The organism is Hymenobacter pini (assembly GCF_020421205.1).
Taxonomy (GTDB): Bacteria; Bacteroidota; Bacteroidia; order Cytophagales; family Hymenobacteraceae; genus Hymenobacter; species Hymenobacter pini.
In genome coordinates this window covers 166,319-186,731 of record NZ_JAIZZH010000004.1, presented here as the reverse complement: position 1 = coordinate 186,731, position 20,413 = coordinate 166,319, and the positions used below count along the sequence as shown (strand labels likewise).

Here is a 20,413-nt window from a genome sequence, read left to right as displayed (position 1 = left end):
GTTTTGTGAACCCCACCCCAACCCCCTCTGAATGAAGCGCTTACTTTTAGCTCTCTTCTGCTTCCTCTCGTTCTCTGTTTACGCTAACGAACCGACGGCCACTACGGAAGAAGCCACCGACAAGGAGGCCTTCAGCCCCGGGGAGATGATTCTGCACCACATCGGCGACTCGCACGAGTGGCACTGGTTCTCCACCGACAACGACCACTACACCACCTATCTGCCGGTAATTGCGTTCCGCCCCGGCCAAGGTGTATCGGTTTTCTCCTCGCACAACCTCGCCGAAGGCAAGGTGTACGATGGCCTGAAGCTGGAGCACGAGCACTTGGTGTCGGAAGACGGTAGCAAAGTATATGACTTCTCGATTACCAAAAACGTAGCCTCGCTGATGATCAGCGCCGTGTTGTTGGTAGTCGTATTTACGGCCGTAGCCCGCGGTTATGCCAAGCGTGGCAGCGGTGCTCCGAAAGGTATCCAGTCGTTCTTCGAGCCTATCATCATTTTCATCCGCGACGAGGTAGCTAAGAAATCCATCGGCCCGAAATACGAGCGGTACATGCCGTACCTGCTGACGGTGTTCTTCTTTATCTGGTTCAACAACCTGATGGGCCTGATGCCCGGCGGCGCTAACCTCACCGGTAACATTGCCGTCACACTGACATTGGCTGTGCTGACCCTGCTCATCACCCTGTTCAGCTCCAACAAGAATTATTGGCATCACATCTTCGCTACACCCGGCGTACCGAAGCCCCTGCTGCCCATCATGATTCCAGTTGAACTCATCGGCATCGTGGTAAAGCCCTTCTCCCTGATGGTGCGTTTGTTCGCCAACATCACGGCGGGTCACATTGTAACGTTGAGCTTTATCTCGCTCATCTTCATCTTCAAAAGCATCTTTGTAAGCCCTGTTTCGGTTGCTTTCGGCTTGTTTATTAACGTGCTGGAACTGATGGTGGCCATTCTGCAAGCCTACATCTTCACCCTGCTGACGGCCATGTACATTGGCGGCGCAGTAGAGGAGCACCACGACGCTGACTACCAAATGGGCGGTGGCGACGGCGCGGAGCCGGCTCACGCGCACTAAGCTTTCACCACCCCTGATTTTTTTGTTTTTCACTCCCCACAAACCATTTTTTTATGCTTCTTTCTTTGTTGCTGCAGGCTCTTACTAATTCTGTTGGTCTGGCTGTATTTGGTGCCGCTATCGGTGCCGGTCTGGTTGCTCTGGGTGCCGGTCTGGGTATTGGTCGCATCGGTGGTCAGGCCATGGAAGCTATTGGTCGTCAGCCGGAAGCTTCGGGCAAAATCCAAACTGCCATGCTGATCGTAGCCGCCCTGATCGAAGGTCTGGCTCTGTTCGCAGTAGTAGTCTGCCTGCTGATTTCGTTCAACCTGTAGGGTTTGAGATAGTACAAGAGCAGCCCGCTGCGCGCGTCGCTTCAGCGCACGGCGTAGCGGGCTGTCTTGGCTTTTCTGGTAATTGATATTCTAGGTTTTAGCAGGCGGAACTAGGCTTGCTGTTGCAGAGGTTTCATTACCCATCACTCACTACCTACTAGTTTTCCAGATGTCAATTGTAACGCCCGAATTAGGCCTTATTTTCTGGCAAATCTTCATCTTCGGCATCGTTCTGTTGCTGTTGCGTGCGTTTGCCTGGAAACCAATCTTGGCCTCGCTGAAAGAGCGGGAAAGCTCCATCGAAGGTGCTCTGCGCATGGCTGACCAAGCCAAGCTGGAGATGCAGGAGCTGAAAGCCGGCAACGAAAAGCTGTTGGCTGAAGCCCGCATGGAGCGTGACCGTATTCTGAAGGAAGCCACCGACGTTTCGAACCAGCTCATCGAGCAGGCGAAAAACAAGGCTACGGAAGAAGGCAGCCGTATGATCCTGCAGGCTCGCGAAGCCATCCAGAACGAGAAGAACGCCGCCCTAGCTGAGGTGAAGAACACCGCTGCTAAGCTCTCCATCGATATTGCTGAGCGCATTCTGCGCCGCGAGCTGGCCGACCAGCCCGCCCAGCAGCAACTCGTGGACTCGTATCTGCAAGAAGTGAAATTGAATTAGTAGTGAGTGTCGGGTATTGAGTAATGAGATTCGGCGTGCCGGGTACCCATCCACTCAATACTCACTACCAACTACTCAATACTGAAATCAATGTCTGAACTACGAGTTGCCTCCCGTTACGCGAAGTCGTTGCTGGATTTGGCCGAGGAGCGCGGGACGCTGGAGCAGGTAAAGCAGGACATGGACTTGTTCACGAAAACGCTGGACGAGAACCGTGAGCTACGCTTGCTGCTACGCAACCCCATCGTGAAGCACGATAAAAAACTAGCTATTTTGAACGCCGTGTTCAGTGGCAAGGTATCGGAGCTCACGAGCAAGTTCTTCACCATCATCACGCAGAAGAACCGTGAAAGCGCCCTGGAGTTTATTGGCACCGAGTTTCAGCGCCAGTACAACCAGCTGCGCGGCGTGCAGGTGGCCGAGGTGACTACCGCCACGCCCCTGGATGCGCCCACGCGCCTGCAAGTGGTCCAGCTGGTTCGCCAGCAAACGGGCCAGCAGCAGGTTACCCTAACTGAGAAAGTTGACCCGACGCTGATTGGTGGCTTCGTGCTGCGCATTGGCGACAAGCTGATCGACGACTCAGTAAGCTACCGGTTGCGCAAGCTGCGCACCGAATTCTCAAAGAACCCCTACCACTCTTTAGTATAACCCACCATGGCAGAAGTACGTCCGGATGAAGTATCCGCCATTCTGCGGGAACAACTCTCCAACTTCAAAACCGAAGCCGAACTCGAAGAGGTAGGTACGGTTCTGCAGGTTGGTGACGGTGTAGCCCGTATTTACGGTCTGGGCAAAGCCCAGTCGGGGGAATTGCTCGAATTTGAAAACGGCCTGCAGGCCCTGGTGCTGAACCTGGAAGAAGACAACGTAGGTGCCGTAATGCTCGGCGACTACTCTGAAATCCGGGAAGGTGCTACCGTGCGCCGTACCAATAAAATTGCGTCGATTAAAGTAGGTGACGGCATCATTGGCCGCGTGGTAAACACGCTGGGCCAGCCCATCGACGGCCGTGGCCCCATCCAGGGCGACACCTACGATATGCCCCTGGAGCGTAAGGCTCCCGGTGTAATCTACCGTCAGCCGGTAAACGAGCCCATGCAAACCGGTATCAAGGCTATTGACGCCATGATTCCGATTGGCCGGGGCCAGCGCGAGCTGATCATTGGTGACCGTCAGACCGGTAAATCGACCGTAGCTCTTGACGCCATCCTGAACCAGCGCGAGTTCTTCGAGCGTGGCGAGCCTGTTTTCTGCATCTACGTAGCCGTAGGCCAGAAAGCTTCGACCGTGGCGCAGGTAGTAAACGCCCTGACCAAAGGTGGTGCTATGGACTACACCGTGGTAGTGTCGGCTTCGGCTTCCGATCCGGCTCCCATGCAGTTCTTCGCTCCCTTCACCGGTGCTGCCATCGGCGAGTTCTTCCGTGACACCGGCCGTCCGGCTCTAGTTGTGTACGATGACCTCTCGAAGCAGGCTGTAGCTTACCGCGAAGTGTCGCTGCTGCTGCGTCGTCCTCCCGGACGTGAGGCCTACCCCGGTGACGTATTCTACCTGCACAGCCGCCTGCTGGAACGCGCCGCGAAGATTAATGCTTCCGACGCCATTGCCCAGGACATGAACGACCTGCCCGAGAGCATTAAGCCGCTCGTGAAAGGTGGTGGTTCGCTGACGGCTCTGCCCATCATCGAAACCCAGGCTGGTGACGTTTCGGCTTACATTCCGACCAACGTAATTTCGATTACCGACGGCCAGATCTTCCTCGAAACTAACCTCTTCAACTCGGGTGTGCGTCCCGCCATTAACGTAGGTATCTCGGTATCGCGCGTAGGTGGTAATGCCCAGATCAAGTCGATGAAGAAGGTAGCTGGTACGCTGAAGCTCGACCAGGCTCAGTTCCGCGAGCTGGAAGCCTTCGCCAAGTTCGGCTCCGACCTGGATGCCTCGACCAAGCTCACCATCGAGCGGGGCCGGCGTAACCTGGAAATCCTGAAGCAGCCCCAGTTCTCGCCCCAGAAGGTGGAAGACCAAGTGGCCATCATCTACGCCGCCACCAACGGCTTACTGGACCAAGTTCCGGTAAATAAGGTGCGCGAGTTCGAGCGTGAGTTCACGCAGGTGATGAACACCCGCCACCCCGAGGTGCTGCAAGGCCTGAAGGCTGGTAAACTGGACGACACCACTACCGGCGCTATCCGTCAGGTAGCCAAGGACCTGTCGTCGGTGTACGCTTCTAAGTAATGTGTTTCTGATTTCTGGTTTCTAGTTGCTGGTTTGCGTGAATGACGCAGAACTCTAACTAGAAACCAGAAACAAGGAACTAGAAACTAATACGAATGGCTAGCTTAAAAGAAGTTCGGAGCCGCATTACGTCGGTGCAAAGCACGCAGCAGATTACCAAAGCCATGAAAATGGTGGCGGCGGCCAAGCTGCGTCGGGCCCAGGACAACATCCTGCGCATGCGGCCTTACGCACAGCGGCTCAACAGCATTCTGGGCAACCTCACGGCCCTGGCCGGCGAGGATGTGGTAAGCGAGTACGCGGAGCAGCGCGAGGTGCGCCGGGTACTGGTTATTGCCATTACCTCGGACCGCGGGCTGGCTGGCGCTTTCAACAGCAACATCTTCAAAGGGGTGAATGCCCTGCTGCAGGAGCGTTACGCCGCGCAGGCTGCCGCTGGCAACGTAACGGTGCTGGCCATTGGCCGCAAAGCACACGAGTACTTTGCCAAGCGCCTGCCGCTGCTGGGTAACTACCAGCACGTATTCGGCAAATTGTCGTTCGATACGGTACGCGAAGCGGCCGAGGCGGCGATGGACGGCTTCCGGGCCGGCCAGTACGACGAGGTGGTGATGGTGTACAACGAGTTCAAAAACGTAGCTACGCAGATTGTGCGCGCCGAGCAGCTGTTGCCGCTGGTGCCCGCTGAGCTGCCCGCCGGTGCGCAGGCTACCTCGAACGTGGACTACATCTTCGAGCCCTCGAAAGAGGAAATCGTGCGTACGCTGATTCCGCAGTCGTTGAAGGTGCAGCTGTACAAGGCCGTACTGGAAAGCAACGCCTCGGAGCACGGTGCCCGTATGACGGCCATGGATAAGGCAACGGACAACGCCGGCGAGCTGCTGAAGCAGTTGAAGCTGACGTACAACCGGACCCGTCAGGCTGCCATTACCACCGAGATTCTCGAAATCGTGGGTGGTGCCGAAGCTCTGGCTGCCAGCCGGTAAGGTTACCAACCGCAACGAATACTAACGGTCCGCTTCTCTTTGGGGAGGCGGGCCGTTCTGTGTTTGCGGCAATCTGCAATACTCTTACAGATGCATGTATTGCCGTTTAGCCAGTTCCTTGCTGGTCTTCGGATGTTTCGGGTTTTGCTCCAGTAGATCCAGAATTAGTTGTGGGCTGAGCTGAGTGAAGTCCTGTATGGTGAACAGCGGAGCTTGGAACTCGGTAGCCTTTAGCGTGGTGGTGACGCCGATGCAGTGCATGCCGGCCCGGTAGGCGGCCTGTTCGCCCAGCAGAGCATCTTCCAGCACTACACACCGCTCGGGTGGTACGCCCAGCTGGTGGGCGGTAACAGTGTAGGTTTCGGCGTGGGGCTTGCCTTTGCTTACGTCATCCTTGCCCACTATCACATCGAAATAGCGGCGCAGGTCCAAGTGGTCGATGATATACTCGATAGTGTCGGTAGCGGAGCCAGTGCCCAGGCCGATTTTGAAGCCAGCCGCGCGGGCCGCCTGCAAAAACGGGGTGAGGCCGGTTACTTCCCGCCGTTTGTTCCAGTATAAAACACGATACATAAATTCCCGCTGAGCGGCGTACTCCTTGAGCTGCTTTTCGGGGACGGGGTTGGTGAAGACGGTTTTGAGAATGTTGGTAGCGGGCATCCCGTTGAGTCGGCGCAACAGCTTACGGGCGTTGGTGGTCAGCCCCAGGTCGCGGAAGAGCAGTTGGAAGGCTTTGGCCTGGTCGGGCGTATTATCGATGAGCACGCCATCCATATCGAAAATGAGGGCGTAGGGCTGGGCAGTAGGCATACAGGAATGATAACGTGGCGGAAGCTACCCGCGTAGTACGCAACTCCGGCGGGGCAGGGCTATCTTTGCGGCTCCGAACCCAGCAGCTCCTCCGGGGCTGCTTCTTAATTCTTTTCCGCTTTGAAAACACCTCTGAGCCTATTGCTGGCCGCTACCTTGGCGGTTCCTGCCTTCGCGCAAAAAGCTGGTAAACCCCTGGAACGCCCTAAACTGGTAGTGGGTATTGTGGTGGACCAGATGCGCTATGATTACCTGTACCGCTACTGGAACAAATACGGCAACGGCGGCTTCCGCCGGCTGCTAGGGGAGGGGTTCAGCTATGAAAATGCCCACTATAACTACGTGCCCACCTACACTGGCCCCGGCCACGCCAGCATTTATACCGGCACTACGCCAGCGGTGCACGGCATTGTAGGCAACAACTGGCTGGTGCGCGAAGACGGCAAGGGTACATACGTAACCGAGGATAAGACCGTGCAGCCCGTGGGCGGCTCGGTAGCGGCCGGGCAAATGTCGCCGCGGCACATGCTGACTACCACCATTACCGACGAACTGCGGCTGGCCACTAACTTCCAGAGCAAGGTGATTGGGGTGTGCATCAAAGACCGGGGCTCCATTCTGCCGGCCGGCCACGCCGCCAACGCGGCGTATTGGTACGATGGCGACAACGGGGCCTTCATCACCAGTACCTTCTACACCCAGCAGCTACCGGAATGGGTAGCGAAGTTCAACGCTGAAAACCGGGCCGCCAAGTACCTCGACCAAGCCTGGAACACGCTGCTGCCCATTGCCCAGTACACGGAAAGTTCTCCGGATGATGTAGCCTGGGAAGGCGCGTTTAAGGGTGAAGCCAAGCCCGTATTCCCGCACGACTTGCCCACGTTGAGCGCCGCGCCCAGCTCTGCCGTGAAAGGCAATATGGAAGCTGCCGGTGAAAAAGCCCCGGTAGCCACGCCCCGCAACCTCGACCTGATTCGTTCCACGCCCTTCGGCAACTCGCTTACCCTGGATTTTGCCCTGGAAGCTATGCGGGCCGAGCAGCTGGGCCAGCGGGGGCAGACGGACTTTCTGGCCCTGAGCTTTAGCAGCACCGACTACGTGGGCCACCAGTTCGGGCCCAACTCCATTGAGGCGGAGGACACGTATCTGCGCCTTGATAAGGAGCTGGAGCGGTTGTTTGCATACCTTGACAAGGCGGTGGGCAAAAAGCAGGCGCTGGTGTTCCTGAGTGCCGACCACGGCGCGGCGCACTCGCCCAATTTCCTGATTGATAAGAAAATTCCGGCGGGCTCGGTAGGCCCCGGCCTCATGCGCGACTCCTTGCAGCAGCGGCTGGTGCGCTTGCACGGGCCCGGCAAATGGGTACTGAGCTACGAGAACCAGCAGGTGTACCTGAACCGTCCGCTCATTGAGCAGAAAAAGCTGGACCTCTACCAAGTGCAGCGCGAGGTAGCCGGTATTATGGTGCAGTTTGCCGGCGTAACGCGGGCCTTGGCCGCCGAGGACGTGCAGAAGTCGCACTGGGAAAGCGGGATGCTGATGTACCTGGAAAACGGCTACTTTCCCAAGCGCTCCGGCGACGTGCTGGTGGTGCTGGAGCCGGGCTGGCTGGAGTCGTACCAGTTTCCCATCAACAAAGGCACCACCCACGGCTCCTCGGGCAACTACGATACCCACGTGCCGGTGGTGTTCTGGGGTTGGCACGTGAAGCACGGACAGTCGTCAGCTCCGGCAAAGATTACCGATATTGCACCCACATTGGCCCGCTGGCTCCACATTCAGGAACCCGACGGCTGCACCGGCCAACCCTTGCAGGAAGTGCTGGGCTGGTAAAAAGGATAACGCGGCTGAGCATCAGGTATTATCCAAAACGGCTCCGCTACGTTTACACGCTTCAAACTCGAACATTACATACCTCCTGATGGGGCCGAATCGGTTGGCCCTCCTATTTCTCTCACATGGCTCATTTTAACCCCTGGCACGACGTAGAGCGCGGCGAAGACGCTCCCAAAGTTGTTAACGGCATCATCGAAATTCCCAAAGGCTCGAAGGGCAAATACGAGCTGGACAAAGACAGCGGCCTGCTGAAGCTGGACCGCGTGCTGTTCTCGGCCGTGCACTACCCGGCTGCCTACGGCTTCATCCCGAAAACCTACTGCGACGACAAGGACCCGCTGGATATTCTGGTGCTGTGCTCCGTTGACATCGTGCCGATGTGCCTGGTGGAAGCCAAGGTAATTGGCGTGATGCAGATGATTGACCAAGACGAAGAGGACGATAAAATCATTGCCGTGGCCGCCAACGACGTGTCGGTGAACCACTACAACGACATTGCCGACCTGCCCCCGCACACCCTGCTGGAAATGCAGCGCTTCTTCGAGGACTACAAAGCCTTGGAGCACAAGCAAGTAACCGTTGAACGTTTCATGGGCCGCGAAGATGCCTACCGCATCATCGAGGACAGCATCAAGCTGTATGAGGAAACCTTCCCGAAAGGCAACCCGAAAGACGAAGTGGACGTACAAGAGGCCCTGAGCTAATCCACCCTACTTCCTTCTACACACCGTGCAGCCCCCGGCCGTCAGTACTGGCGCCGGGGGCTGTTGCATGTGCGGCTTAAGTGGCAGCTCAACGCTAGCATCCTTTTGAACCTCATCAGGCGTAAGAGGCCACTATGCCGAAACACGCGCCCACATCCCCCGTTCTCCGATTTCTGTACGAAAACAGCCTGTTGCTCGTAGGCGTGCTGCTGGTGCTGGCCGCCATGGTTGGGCAGTTTCTGATGGGCTGGCACGACTATAATTCGGAGCTGGAAGACATGAACTTGTTGCCGCTGACGATAGGGCAATATGCCAGCTCCGGGCACTTCCTGGAGGCCACGTTTGAGAACTGGGAAAGTGAATTCCTGCAGATGGGTCTTTACGTAGTGCTCACCATCTGGCTGCGGCAACGGGGCTCCTCGGAATCCAAAAAACTATACGAGGAAGAGGAAGTGGATAAGGAGCCCGACCCTAACAAGAAGGACGCGCCGGGCCCGGTGAAGCGGAGCGGCTGGCAGCTGTTCCTGTACCGCCGTTCCCTTAGCATTGCCTTCTTTCTTCTGTTTTTCGGCGCTATTTGGCTGCATGCCAAGGGCGGGGCCGAGGTGTACAGCATCGAGCAGCAGCACGAGGGCAAGCCGGCCGTGACGACGCTGGAGTACATGGCCACCAGCCGGTTCTGGTTCGAGTCGTTTCAGAACTGGCAGAGCGAGTTCCTCTCTATTGTATCCATTGTGGGCCTCTCCATTTTCCTGCGGCAGCACGGCTCTCCGGAGTCCAAACCGGTGGACGCGGCCCACAGCGACACGGGCAAGTAGCGCGTCGGCGGCGCACGGGGCGGTCCTACGAGTTGCTGAAGGCCTCGTAGGGCCCCTCTCGTTAAACTGCGTTAACCTGAACCGTTTAGCGGGAATGGTCCTACGAGGCCTTCGGCAACTCGTAGCACCACCATTTGGGCGGTGTATCTTGCCGGCTCACCCTGGTTACCTGCCGTGCTACACTTCCTCAAACGCTCTCTGGATGCCGTGCTGTATAGCAGCACCTGGTTGTCGTTGGCGGCGCTGGGGCTGATGTGGGCTACGTTTCTGTTCTGGCAGGTGCACATTCCGGCGCGGCTGGGCGGGCTGATTTTCTCGGCTACGCTGTTTCTTTACAACCTCGACAGCGTGCTGCCCTACAAGCAGAGCCAGCACCCCGGCCTCTCCAAGCGCAAGCAGTGGATGCAGCGGCACCGCCGCGAATTGGTGGGGCTAACTTTGGTAGCCGGGCTGGTAGCGGGGGCACTGTTTCTGCTGGATGCGCGGCTGCTGCGGCTCACCCCGTTTCTACTGCACTTGGGCCTGATTTCGGTGCTGTACTCCATGCCCTTGCTGAAGCGCCAGGGCCGCTGGTGGGCCCTGCGGGATTTGCCCTTGCTGAAGGTATTTCTGATTGCCTACGTCTGGGCCGGCGTAACGGTGTGGATACCGGCTTTGTACCTGGGCCGGGGGCTGATGGAACCGGTGGTGTGGCTGCTGTTTCTGCGGCGCTTCCTGTTTATTCTGGCCTTGGCGTTTGTATTTGATATCCGGGACTACACCAAGGACCAAGCTACTGGTACGCGCACCTTTCCGGGGCTGTTCGGTATTCAAGCCACCAAATCCATTGCCCTGGCCGCCTTGCTGCTGGCGGCCGTGCTGGTGCCACCCGGTACGCCGGCTGCTCAGCATTTGCCGCTGCTGCTGCCGTTGCTGGCGGCGGCGGGCGTTATCTGGTTTGCCGAGGAAAAGCGCCCCGATTACTACTTTGCCCTACTCACCGACGGAGTGATGGTGCTGCAGTTTGTGGTAGTGTGGTGGATAACACGGGGGCAGGCGGTGAGTTTCTCCTGAAAGCGTGCGAGTTCCTAGCCAAAATCGGCTATTCTTGCGCTGCCTGTGCGGTACAGGCTTCGGAACCTTGCACTATGCTACAACGAGTACGGGCCGCTTTGGCTTTGATGGGGTGTCTGATGGTAGGAGTGGCCCAAGGCCAAACGCCCGACCCGGTGGACCTGGTGAACCCGCTAATGGGCACCGATTCTAAGCCCAGCCTCTCCAACGGCAACACCTACCCCGCCATTGCCCTGCCCTGGGGCATGAACTTCTGGCTGCCCCAAACCGGCAAAATGGGCAGCGGCTGGGCTTACCAGTACTCCGCCGATAAGCTCAAGGGCTTCAAGCAAACCCACCAGCCCTCGCCCTGGATGAACGACTACGGGCAGTTTGCCCTGATGCCCATTACCGGTAAGCTGCGGTTTGAAGAGGAGGAGCGGGCCAGCTGGTTTTCGCACAAAGCCGAAGTGGCCCAGCCGCACTACTACAAAGTATATCTGGCCGACCACGACGTAACCGCCGAGCTAACGCCCACCGAGCGGGCCGCCCGTTTCCGCTTCACCTTCCCCAAAACTGACAGCGCCTACGTAGTGCTGGATGCCCTGGACAAAGGCTCCCACGTCCAGATTCTGCCGGAGCAGCGCCGCATCATCGGGTACACTACCCGCAACAGCGGGGGCGTGCCCCAGAACTTCAAAAACTACTTCGTGCTGGAGTTTGACCACCCGTTCACCAGCACTACTATTTACCAGGATAAGGCGTTAGATGTTAAGCTGCTGGAAGCCACGGCCAACCACACCGGAGCGGTAGTGGGCTTCAAAACCCGCAAGGGCGAGCAGGTGCAGGTGCGGGTGGCCTCCTCGTTTATCAGCCCCGAGCAGGCCCTGCGCAACCTGGAGCAGGAAATTGGAGCGGCTGACTTTGACGCCGTGAAAGCCAGAGGCCGGGCCGCCTGGCAGGAGCAACTGGGCCGCATCAAAGTAGAAGGCGGCTCAGAAGCGCAACAGCGTACCTTTTACTCCTGCCTGTACCGAAGCCTGCTGTTTCCGCGCAAGTTTTACGAGGTTGATGCTGCCGGCCAGCCGGTGCATTATTCGCCCTACAACGGGCAGGTGCTGCCCGGCTACATGTATACTGATACCGGCTTCTGGGACACGTTCCGTTGCTTGTTTCCCTTCCTCAATCTGCTATACCCCAGTGTGAACAGCCAGATTCAGGCCGGGCTGGTGAATACCTACAAGGAAGGCGGCTGGCTGCCGGAATGGGCCAGCCCCGGTTACCGCAACATCATGGTGGGCAATAACTCGGCTTCCATTGTGGCCGATGCTTACCTGAAAGGCGTGCGGGGCTACGACATCAACTCCCTGTATGAAGCCGCGTTGAAGGGCGCCAACAACCCCGGACCGATGGAAGCCGTGGGTCGGGCCGGAGCCGGCTATTACACCAAGCTCGGTTACGTGCCCTACGACGTCAAAATCAACGAAAGTGCGGCCCGCACCCTGGAATACGCCTACGACGACTTCGCCATTGCCCAACTGGGTAAAGCACTGGGCCGGCCCAAAAAGGAAGTGCAACTCTACGAAAAGCGCAGCCAGAACTATCGCAACCTGTTCGATAAGCAAACCGGCCTGATGCGGGGTAAAAACCAGAACGGCACGTTCCAGTCGCCCTTCAACCCCTTCAAGTGGGGTGATGCCTTTACCGAAGGCAACAGCTGGCACTACACGTGGTCGGTTTTCCACGATGTGCAGGGCCTGATGAACCTGATGGGCGGGCCCAAGCCATTCGTGGCCACCCTGGATACCGTGTTTACCCTGGCTCCGGTGTTCGATGCGTCCTACTACGGCTCGGTGATTCACGAAATCCGGGAAATGCAGATTGCGGGCATGGGCAACTACGCCCACGGCAACCAGCCCATCCAGCACATGACCTACCTGTATAACTATGCCGGTCAGCCCTGGAAAACGCAGTACTGGGTGCGCGAAACCCTCAACCGCCTCTATCAGCCCACCCCCGACGGCTACTGCGGCGACGAGGACAACGGCCAGACCTCGGCCTGGTACGTGTTTTCGGCGCTGGGTTTCTACCCGGTTTGCCCCGCCACCAACCAATACGTGCTGGGTGCCCCGCTTTTCCCCAAAGTGACGCTGCAGCTTGAAAACGGCAAACAGGTGGTGCTGAACGCGCCCAACAACAGCGCCGCCAACCGCTACATCAATGCCCTCACGCTAAACGGCCAGCCCTACAACCAGAACTGGCTCAGTCACGAGGCGCTGCAGCAAGGGGCTACGCTGAACTTCGACATGACAGCTGAGCCCAACCACAGCCGGGGCAGCACCCTGCAGGCCGCGCCATTTTCGGTATCAAAAGCGAAATAAGTGTAGAGTAAGGTGGACTTGTTTTACAAGCGCAAGTCCGCCTTACTCTACAATGTGCGTCAGAGAATCGGCTAATTCTTGGAGAGCAGGGCCGATAAAGCGCACAATATCCCCCGCTATCAGGCCGGCTTCACCGGTTTGCTGCACTGCCAGGTCGCCGGCGCGGCCGTGGGCGTAGAGGCCAATGAGCGCAGCGTTGCAGGCAGAGAGGCGCTTGTCGGCGCGCAGAGCCAGGAGCAGGCCCGTAAGTACGTCGCCGCTGCCGCCGGTAGCCATGCCGGGGTTGCCGGTACTGTTAAAGTATATCTGACCATCTGGGGTAGCTAAGGCCGTGTAAGCCCCCTTCAGCACGCAGAAGCACTTGTGCTGCCGCGCAAACTGCCGGAGCTGCTCCAGGCGGTGATAATCGTCGCGGGCGGGCTCGCCTACCAGGCGCTCAAACTCTTTGGGGTGGGGGGTAAGCAAAGTATCGGGCGGCAGCAGTTCCAGCAGCTCCCGGTTTGCACCCAACAGGTTAAGCGCGTCGGCATCGATAACCAGCGGCACTTTGGCCGTTTGCAGTAGCTGGCGCAGTACCTCCCGGCTGGCATCCTCCTGGCCCAGGCCCGGCCCGATGCCTACGGCGGCGTAGGGCTTCAGGTCCGGCAATTCGGAAATATTATCAGAAGCTGGGTCGGGCAGGCACATGGCCTCTGGCGCGGCGGTTTGCAGGATATCGTAGCCTACCTGTGGAATGCGAGTGGTCAGCAGGCCTACGCCTCCGCGCAGGCACGCCTGGGAGGCCAGCACGGCCGCCCCAATCTTACCCTGACTGCCGGCCAGCAGCAACGCGTGACCAAAGGTACCTTTATGGCTGAACTTCGGGCGCTTAGGATACCGGCCCACCAGAAAGTTTTCCTCAATAAAGCAGTTATCCACAGCTAATTTGTGGATAACTGAAGTTTCCAACCCAATCGGCAGCAACTCCCACTCACCCACAAACTCAGCATTTTGGGGTAGAAAGAATGCCAGCTTGGGCAACTCGAAGCTGAGCGTGTAGTGTGCCTGCACCACGGCACTGTCGGCGGGTTGCGGCGCGTCGGTTAGTAGTCCCGAGGGCATGTCCACGGCAATGCATAGGGCCTGCGACTGATTGAGGTGCGTGACTACCTGCGCCGCCAGCCCCGCCAGCGGCCGGCTCAGTCCGGTGCCAAACAAGGCATCCAGCACCACGGCTCCGGCCGGAAAAGTCGGCAGCTGCCGGGCGTGTAGCTCATGGCGGGGTACGGCGGCGGGCAGGCACTGCAGGTTGGCCGTGTAATCGGGAGAGGTTTTTTCGGCGGGAAGCAGCCACACCTGGGGCTGATAGCCAGCCTGGTGCAGCAGTCGGGCCAGGGCCAACCCGTCGCCGCCGTTGTTGCCGGGGCCGCAGAGGATGTGGAAGGGCGTGTCGGCGGCGGGGTGCAGCGTATCCAGGAGCCAGTTGAGCAAAGCCGTGGCCGCGCGTTCCATTAGCTCCAGCGAGGTAATGCCTTGGGCTTTGATAGTGCCTTCGTCGAGGGTGCGAGTTTGGGCGGCGGAGAGGATTTTCATACAATGCCTATACTTGAAACCGGATGTATCGGATACACAATGCGCTATTCTCTCTCGCTGCTGGCCTTGGTTGTGCTGGGCTGTTCTGAACCACAGTCTGAAAAGGCTATTGGCTCCGCAGTTCCTGATAAGCCGAGTGCAACGGCTGCCCCAGAAACTCCGGACTCGGTGACGGTGCGGTCAGTGCCCACCACTCAGATGCCTGCCGGAGTACCCAGCCAACCTGGCAACGTGCTCGAAATAAAACAGTGGGCGGATGCCAACGGCCTGAATCTGCTGGTAATAACCCGGACCCCGGAGCAGGACGAACCCACCAACCCCGATGAGCCAGATGGAGCCAGCCACGTAGAGATGTACGCCCGTCAATACGTGCAGCGGGGCGGTAAGTGGCAGGAGTTATGGCACCTGCAGGACGGCGTGCAGCACTGCCCGTTCGATTTGTGGATTGGCCCCGTACCGGGTGCTACCACCGTAACCGACCTGGACCACGATGGCCAAACGGAAACCACCCTGCTGTACTCTCTCACCTGCACCAGTGATGTAAGCCCGGCCACCTTTAAGCTGATTATGCGCGAAGGTGCTGCCAAATATGCCCTGCGTGGACATACCGTTGTGCAATACGATTCGGTGCCCGCTGCCCAGCGTGTACCTGCCAACCCCTGCTGCCTCGATACCATTAGTGCGGCCCGGCTGGAGGAGCACTACGAGCTGCTCGCGGGCCGCTACGAAAACGAAAAGGAGTTTCTAAACGCCCCGCCCGCCTTTCTGCAGTTTGCCCGGCGGCAGTGGCAGCGTTTCTCTTCCAAGGCTACGAATGAGGTTCTGTAGCTATTCAATGGAGCAATTGGATAAGAATCAGCGGAAGGCGGTTTTATGGTAGGTAGTGTGGAATTTTTCGTGTAGCGGCATCTTCAGGAAGATTCTGACAACCTCTAGGTATGCGCTCTTACATAGTATTCGTGCTTTTGCTGGTAAGCCTGCACGCCCCGGCACAGCCCGCACCCATAGCTTCCTACGATACGGCCACCATCAACTTCATGCGCTGGAAGCTGGCCGCTGCAAGGTTGGGAACCAGCATCCGCCGTCTGCATGACCAGCCCGTTTACTGGTCCGTGGCGGAGCTAGGCGGCATTTCCGTATTTCCTGGTGATACCAGCCTGATGTATCAATACGGACATGGCAGTGATACCAGCCGGCTGTTTAAGTATCGGCTGTTCCTGCTGCATTCAGCCGATACTACAATTTACTCGCCGGCTCAGCTGGCAGGTTTTCGGGGAGAATGGCGGCGGCTGTTTTGTACGGTCAGGTTCAATTCTGCTGACTTACGGCAGATGGAGGCAACGTACCGCCGGCGTAAGCTGCCTCGGTGGCCGGCTTTTCCGGGCGTGCACCGCATCCGCCCATCCAAACGGAAGCAGCCATACTATGCTTACACGTTGCCCTTATTCAGCGCTGACTACAACCGCGTCGTTATCTGGGAGCACCGGTTCTGGATAACGGGTGAATCGGGGACGTTGTTAACCTACCGCCGCAAGCCCGGGGGCGGCTGGGAAAAAGAATGCCCGCTTCAGAGCTGGGGATTTGATGAGTAGCCGGAAAACTTCCGGCCCGGCCCCCGCGTTTGCACAGTAGTTGACTTTCTGATCTTATCCTCCGCAACCATGCAAACCTGGAATGATGTAATCCGGCTGGCCAACCACGGCAGCCCGGCCCCCGATAAACGAGTAGAAAAGACCGACGCCGAGTGGCGCGCCCAGCTCACCCCCGAGCAATACCACGTAACCCGCCAGCACGGCACCGAGCGGGCCTTTACCGGCGAATACTGCGAGGCCCACGAGGCCGGCCTCTACGCCTGCGTCTGCTGCGGCACCCCGCTTTATGACTCCCGCACCAAGTTCGAAAGCGGCACGGGCTGGCCCAGCTTCACCCAACCGGTGCAGGAAAACGCCATCAAGTACAAGAAGGACACCAGCTACGGCATGACGCGCGTAGAAGTGCTCTGCAACGTCTGCGACGCCCACCAGGGCCACGTCTTTCCCGATGGCCCGCCGCCCTCCGGCCTGCGCCTGTGCATCAACTCGGCCGCCATCAAGCTGGTTAGCGAAAAGCAAGAAGCGTAGGCTGGTAGCCGAATACTATAAAGTAGAGTAATACCTCAGTGTACAGCACTGGGGTATTACTTTTTAGGGCATGTACCGGAGCTGTCGAATTTCTCCCGACTTTCGTAGCCCGCCTCCGCAACTTGCCTGAAACCGGCGCTGTTATAGCGGCATTACCACCCATTTTCGCCCCACCCATGTCATTGCTATTCACTGATTTTGCCAGCTGGCAGGCCCATTGTGCCTCCACCGGTGAGCCCCTATACCAACCTGTGCTTGCCTACGAAGTAGAGCAGAAAGGCCGCTCGGAAGAGGAAATCTGGACGGGCCTGCAGCGGGCCTACGATGTGATGCGCGACGCGGTGCACACCGGCCTCACCCAGAACATGACTTCCCGCTCGGGCATGGTGAACAACGGGGCCAAGAAAATTGCCGCTTCGCCGGTAACGGTACTTTCTCCCGAGTTTAAAAACCTGATTACGCGGGCGCTGGGAGCGAAAGAGGTGAATTCCTGCATGGGCCGGGTAGTGGCCGCCCCCACGGCCGGGGCCTCTGGCATTCTGCCGGGCGTGCTGGTTACGCTCCAGGACTTACACAAGCTGGAGGACCGCCAGATTCTGGAAGGACTGCTTGTAGCGGCCGGCGTGGCCCTTATCATCGAGCAGAACGCCTCCCTGGCCGGGGCTGTGGGCGGCTGCCAGGCTGAAACTGGCTCGGCGGCGGCTATGGGCGCGGGGGCCATTGTGTACTGCCTGGGCGGCTCCGTGGAGGAAACCTTTGCCGCCGTGGCCATTACCATCCAATGCATGCTGGGCCTGGTGTGCGACCCGGTGGCGGGCCTTGTGGAAGTGCCCTGCGTGGTGCGCAATGCCTCCGCCTCGGCCATTGCCTTCAGCTCCGCCCAGATTGCCATTGCCGGCGTCGACCCGGTAATTCCCGTGGACCAGTGCGTGGCGGCACTGGGCGAGGTGGGGCAGAGCATGGAAACCCGGTATAAGGAAACCGCCCTCGGTGGCTTGGCCAATACGCCCCGGGGCCGCGAAATTGAGAAGATGGTGCTGGTGCAGGATGTGCAGATTCTGCCCGATGAGGATGCCGGTTAACAGCCTTATTGCTTGGGCCTGATCGTCTTGATTTCGGGGGCCATTACCAGCTTGGCCAGGTAACCAATGGCCTCGGCGTAGCGGCTGCGTAGCTGCTGGTACTGCTGCCAGGCGGCTTCCTCGTCGGCGTGCACGGGAATGTTGGCCTCACGCAATTGGGCGCAGGCCTGCCGGAAGTTGGCGCGGGTGGGGGTTTCCAGCGGGTCGTGGCCGTTCAGTGGCTCGGGCGCTTCCGACTGGGCCTCGTATCGGAAAAAGCGCGAAACACGGTTCACGGCCAGGCAGCCGGCCTTGAAGCAGAGTTCTTGGTGGGGGTTGCGGGGCGCATCCACAATGCTACTGAGCAGGGCAGAGGCATCCAGCACAATATCGGCGGCCATTACCCAGGAGCGTCCCGGTTTGGGCGAACGGAAAAAGGCCAGTACGGGTAACGAGGTGTGAGTTTCCTCAATTTCAACGAACCATTCCTCCCAGGTGCCCCACTGTTCTTTGTCGTCACACAGGGCGTTGGTCTGGCTTAGCCAGCACAGTAGCTCCACGGCGCTGGGCTCGGCCCCGGCCCGTAATTCCAGCCGGGCCACCACCTGTTCCCGCCGCGAAAAGGCTTGGTACATGGTGGGTAGGTAGGAGATGAGCAGAGTCAGCAGCAGCAGGCCCAGCGTAGCCTCCGAGTACGAGACAATGTTGGGCAGCATGTGCTTGCTGGGTTCCTCGGAGCCCAGCGTCAGCAAGGAGCTGTTGCTGATGCGGTAGCACCGCTCCAAATCCCCTTCGCCTAAGGCCCAGAATATGACGGTGTAGCCCAGGCTCACGGCCCCCAGCCAGGCAATGGGCAGCGCCACCAGCCCTACCGGGGCGTACAGGGCCATGGTCCGGTCACGGTGCTCGTAGGTGCGTCCCAAGCGGGCCAAGGCCGTGAACAAGTGGCGCAAACCCGTAAATAACCAGTTGTTGATGCGCACCGAATCGTTGCGGGGCATCACAAACGAGCGGATGGCGGCCAACACCGTGTACGCGACCAGAAACGCCCCAGCCCCGCCGGCCAGTGCTTTTACTACAAAGGGAGGAATCATAAACAAGCAAGGTAGCCGGGTGGCCGCCTTGCTTGTACTCCGTTGATGCCGTTCAGGTTAGTTAATGCCATGATGCGGTGGGCTACTTGCGCTCCTTCCAGAGCTGGCGGAATGTTTTGGGGGCTACCTGCACGGCGTCGCGGCGCTTGCTCCAGCCTACTTCACCCAGCAGGCGGCTCAGCACCCAGTTTTTGGCCGAGGCCGGAGCCAAATCCCATACCCAGCGGTGCTTCATGCCGTGCAGCCACAGGCTGATAGCCCGGCGCTCCTCCTTTTCCGTCAGGCCCTCCTGCACGCTTTGCTGGCGGTTTTTGAGCAGGATGTTGTGAATAGGAATGCGCACCGGGCACACCGAGGTGCAGGCCCCGCACAGGCTGCTGGCGTAGCTTAGGTGCTTGTTTTCGGCCATGCCCGAGAGGTGGGGCGTAATCACCGAGCCAATGGGGCCGGAATACGTGGCCTCGTAGGTGTGGCCGCCGATATTTTTGTACACCGGGCAGATATTCAGGCAGGCCCCGCACCGGATGCATTGCAGGGCTTCGCGCTTGTCGGGCTGGGCGAGTAGGTTGGTGCGGCCGTTGTCCAGCAGAATCACCACCATTTCTTCGGGACCGTCCTTCTCCAGGGGCTGGCGGGGGCCGGTGTAAATGGTGTTGTACACCGTTACCTGCTGGCCGGTGCCGCTGGTGCTGAGCAGGGGCCAGAACAAATCCAGGTCCTGCAGCCTCGGAATCACCTTCTCAATGCCCACAATAGCAATGTGGGTTTTGGGGAAAGTGGCCGAAAGACGGGCATTGCCCTCATTTTCCGTCACGCACACGGCTCCGGTATCGGCAATGAGGAAGTTGCCGCCCGTTACGCCCACTTCGGCGGCGGTGTACTTGTTGCGCAGCAGGTGGCGGGCCGTGAGCACCAGCTTCTGGGCGTCGTCAGTGTACTCAATGCCCAGGTGCTTCACGAAGATGTCGGCAATATCCAGCTTGCTCAGGTGCATGGCCGGCGTGACGATGTGGTAGGGCCGCTCCCCATTCAGCTGCACAATGAACTCGCCCAAATCCGTCTCCACGGACTCAATTCCGCGTTTTTCAAGGTACTTGTTCAGGTGAATCTCCTCGGTGGTCATGCTCTTGGCTTTCACTACGGTGCGAGCATGGCGGCGCTCCATAATCTTGCCCACCTCAAACAGGGCCTCCTCCGCGTTCTGCGCCCAAATCACCTTGCCGCCCCGGGCTGTAAAGTTCTGCTCAAACTGCAGCAGGTACTCATCCAGCCGGTTAATCACCTGGCTTTTCAGGTAGGCCGCCCGGTCGCGGGCCAGCTCGTGGTCCTGGTAAAAGCCCATACCCGTCTGTACGGCCGCGTTGTACTTGCCAATGTTGAACCGGATTTTGCGCCGGTGCTCCAGGTCGAAGGCTTTGCGGTCGGCATCCACCAGAAACTGGGCCGATTTCTTGGGAGCGGGCGTGATGGTCGTCGGGTTCATGGCAGCACGGATTGCAACGGGTTCTTAACAAAGATAAAAACCCGCCGGACCTCTGCAGGTTCAGCGGGTTTTTAGAAAAGAGCCGGCGTCATTGCGAGGCGGAGCCGAAGCAATCCGTCCTTCTCAGCGTCAGAAGCCCCGAAATACAGAAAGCCCCTGACGCCAGCGTGGACTTCAGGGGCTTTAGAACAGGTCAGAGCTTGATGCTTCGTG

Annotated in this window: 19 protein-coding genes; 15 read left to right on the top strand and 4 right to left on the bottom strand. The window is 58.8% G+C overall.

The genetic code is table 11. The features are described from left to right. Positions 1–31: 31 nt before the first annotated feature. From atpB to atpG, 6 genes are all read left to right on the top strand, one after another. Positions 32–1,084, top strand: coding sequence for a F0F1 ATP synthase subunit A (gene atpB / locus LF252_RS16675; protein WP_226270717.1), 1,053 nt, complete (start codon positions 32–34; stop codon positions 1,082–1,084). A gap of 53 nt (positions 1,085–1,137) precedes the next feature. Beyond that, the gene (gene atpE, locus LF252_RS16670) at positions 1,138–1,398 is read left to right on the top strand and encodes an ATP synthase F0 subunit C (RefSeq protein WP_226270716.1); all 261 of its coding nucleotides are present in this window, start codon (positions 1,138–1,140) and stop codon (positions 1,396–1,398) included. A gap of 169 nt (positions 1,399–1,567) precedes the next feature. Next, entirely contained in the window at positions 1,568–2,062 is a 495-nt protein-coding gene (locus LF252_RS16665) for a F0F1 ATP synthase subunit B (RefSeq protein ID WP_226270715.1), read from the top strand. 90 nt (positions 2,063–2,152) lie between these two features. Then, positions 2,153–2,713: an ATP synthase F1 subunit delta gene (gene atpH / locus LF252_RS16660; RefSeq protein WP_226270714.1), complete on the top strand. Its 561-nt coding sequence runs from the start codon at positions 2,153–2,155 to the stop codon at positions 2,711–2,713. A 6-nt stretch (positions 2,714–2,719) separates the two neighbouring features. Continuing rightward, on the top strand, positions 2,720–4,303 hold the full coding sequence (gene atpA / locus LF252_RS16655; RefSeq protein WP_226270713.1) for a F0F1 ATP synthase subunit alpha: 1,584 nt from the start codon (positions 2,720–2,722) through the stop codon (positions 4,301–4,303). Between the two features lie 95 nt (positions 4,304–4,398). Next, positions 4,399–5,289 (top strand): ATP synthase F1 subunit gamma, encoded by an 891-nt coding sequence (atpG, locus tag LF252_RS16650; RefSeq protein WP_226270712.1) that lies wholly within the window; start codon positions 4,399–4,401, stop codon positions 5,287–5,289. Between the two features lie 84 nt (positions 5,290–5,373). On the opposite strand, the gene LF252_RS16645 is transcribed toward atpG, so the two are convergent. Further along, positions 5,374–6,099, bottom strand: a complete 726-nt coding sequence (locus LF252_RS16645) for an HAD family hydrolase (RefSeq protein ID WP_226270711.1) — start codon at positions 6,097–6,099, stop codon at positions 5,374–5,376. Positions 6,100–6,219: 120 nt separating this feature from the next. Between LF252_RS16645 and pafA the strand changes: the two genes are divergently transcribed. The 5 genes from pafA (at position 6,220) to LF252_RS16620 (ending at position 12,870) form a co-directional block, all read left to right on the top strand. After that, positions 6,220–7,932, top strand: coding sequence for an alkaline phosphatase PafA (pafA, locus tag LF252_RS16640; protein WP_226270710.1), 1,713 nt, complete (start codon positions 6,220–6,222; stop codon positions 7,930–7,932). 125 nt (positions 7,933–8,057) lie between these two features. Then, the gene (locus LF252_RS16635) at positions 8,058–8,639 is read left to right on the top strand and encodes an inorganic diphosphatase (protein ID WP_226270709.1); all 582 of its coding nucleotides are present in this window, start codon (positions 8,058–8,060) and stop codon (positions 8,637–8,639) included. 134 nt (positions 8,640–8,773) lie between these two features. Next, positions 8,774–9,457: a DUF6766 family protein gene (locus tag LF252_RS16630; RefSeq protein ID WP_226270708.1), complete on the top strand. Its 684-nt coding sequence runs from the start codon at positions 8,774–8,776 to the stop codon at positions 9,455–9,457. 174 nt (positions 9,458–9,631) lie between these two features. Next, on the top strand, positions 9,632–10,510 hold the full coding sequence (locus LF252_RS16625; RefSeq protein ID WP_226270707.1) for a UbiA family prenyltransferase: 879 nt from the start codon (positions 9,632–9,634) through the stop codon (positions 10,508–10,510). A 107-nt stretch (positions 10,511–10,617) separates the two neighbouring features. Beyond that, entirely contained in the window at positions 10,618–12,870 is a 2,253-nt protein-coding gene (locus LF252_RS16620) for a GH92 family glycosyl hydrolase (protein WP_226270993.1), read from the top strand. Between the two features lie 42 nt (positions 12,871–12,912). Here LF252_RS16620 and LF252_RS16615 read toward each other — a convergent pair whose 3' ends face one another. Further along, positions 12,913–14,442, bottom strand: coding sequence for an NAD(P)H-hydrate dehydratase (locus LF252_RS16615; protein WP_226270706.1), 1,530 nt, complete (start codon positions 14,440–14,442; stop codon positions 12,913–12,915). Between the two features lie 39 nt (positions 14,443–14,481). On the opposite strand from LF252_RS16615, the gene LF252_RS16610 reads away from it, so the two are divergent. The 4 genes from LF252_RS16610 (at position 14,482) to sdaAA (ending at position 17,644) form a co-directional block, all read left to right on the top strand. Beyond that, positions 14,482–15,270 carry a M949_RS01915 family surface polysaccharide biosynthesis protein gene (locus tag LF252_RS16610; RefSeq protein ID WP_394370412.1) on the top strand — a complete coding sequence of 263 codons (789 nt, stop codon included), beginning with the start codon at positions 14,482–14,484 and terminating at the stop codon, positions 15,268–15,270. Positions 15,271–15,380: 110 nt separating this feature from the next. Further along, on the top strand, positions 15,381–16,034 hold the full coding sequence (locus LF252_RS16605) for a hypothetical protein (protein WP_226270704.1): 654 nt from the start codon (positions 15,381–15,383) through the stop codon (positions 16,032–16,034). A 69-nt stretch (positions 16,035–16,103) separates the two neighbouring features. Beyond that, entirely contained in the window at positions 16,104–16,562 is a 459-nt protein-coding gene (gene msrB, locus LF252_RS16600) for a peptide-methionine (R)-S-oxide reductase MsrB (protein WP_226270703.1), read from the top strand. Positions 16,563–16,738: 176 nt separating this feature from the next. Continuing rightward, positions 16,739–17,644 carry an L-serine ammonia-lyase, iron-sulfur-dependent, subunit alpha gene (gene sdaAA, locus LF252_RS16595; protein ID WP_226270702.1) on the top strand — a complete coding sequence of 302 codons (906 nt, stop codon included), beginning with the start codon at positions 16,739–16,741 and terminating at the stop codon, positions 17,642–17,644. A 5-nt stretch (positions 17,645–17,649) separates the two neighbouring features. On the opposite strand, the gene LF252_RS16590 is transcribed toward sdaAA, so the two are convergent. Together LF252_RS16590 and LF252_RS16585 are read right to left on the bottom strand one after the other, a co-directional pair. Further along, positions 17,650–18,717: a hypothetical protein gene (locus LF252_RS16590; RefSeq protein WP_226270701.1), complete on the bottom strand. Its 1,068-nt coding sequence runs from the start codon at positions 18,715–18,717 to the stop codon at positions 17,650–17,652. An 82-nt stretch (positions 18,718–18,799) separates the two neighbouring features. Further along, positions 18,800–20,200 (bottom strand): LutB/LldF family L-lactate oxidation iron-sulfur protein, encoded by a 1,401-nt coding sequence (locus tag LF252_RS16585; protein WP_226270700.1) that lies wholly within the window; start codon positions 20,198–20,200, stop codon positions 18,800–18,802. Positions 20,201–20,413: the final 213 nt, after the last annotated feature.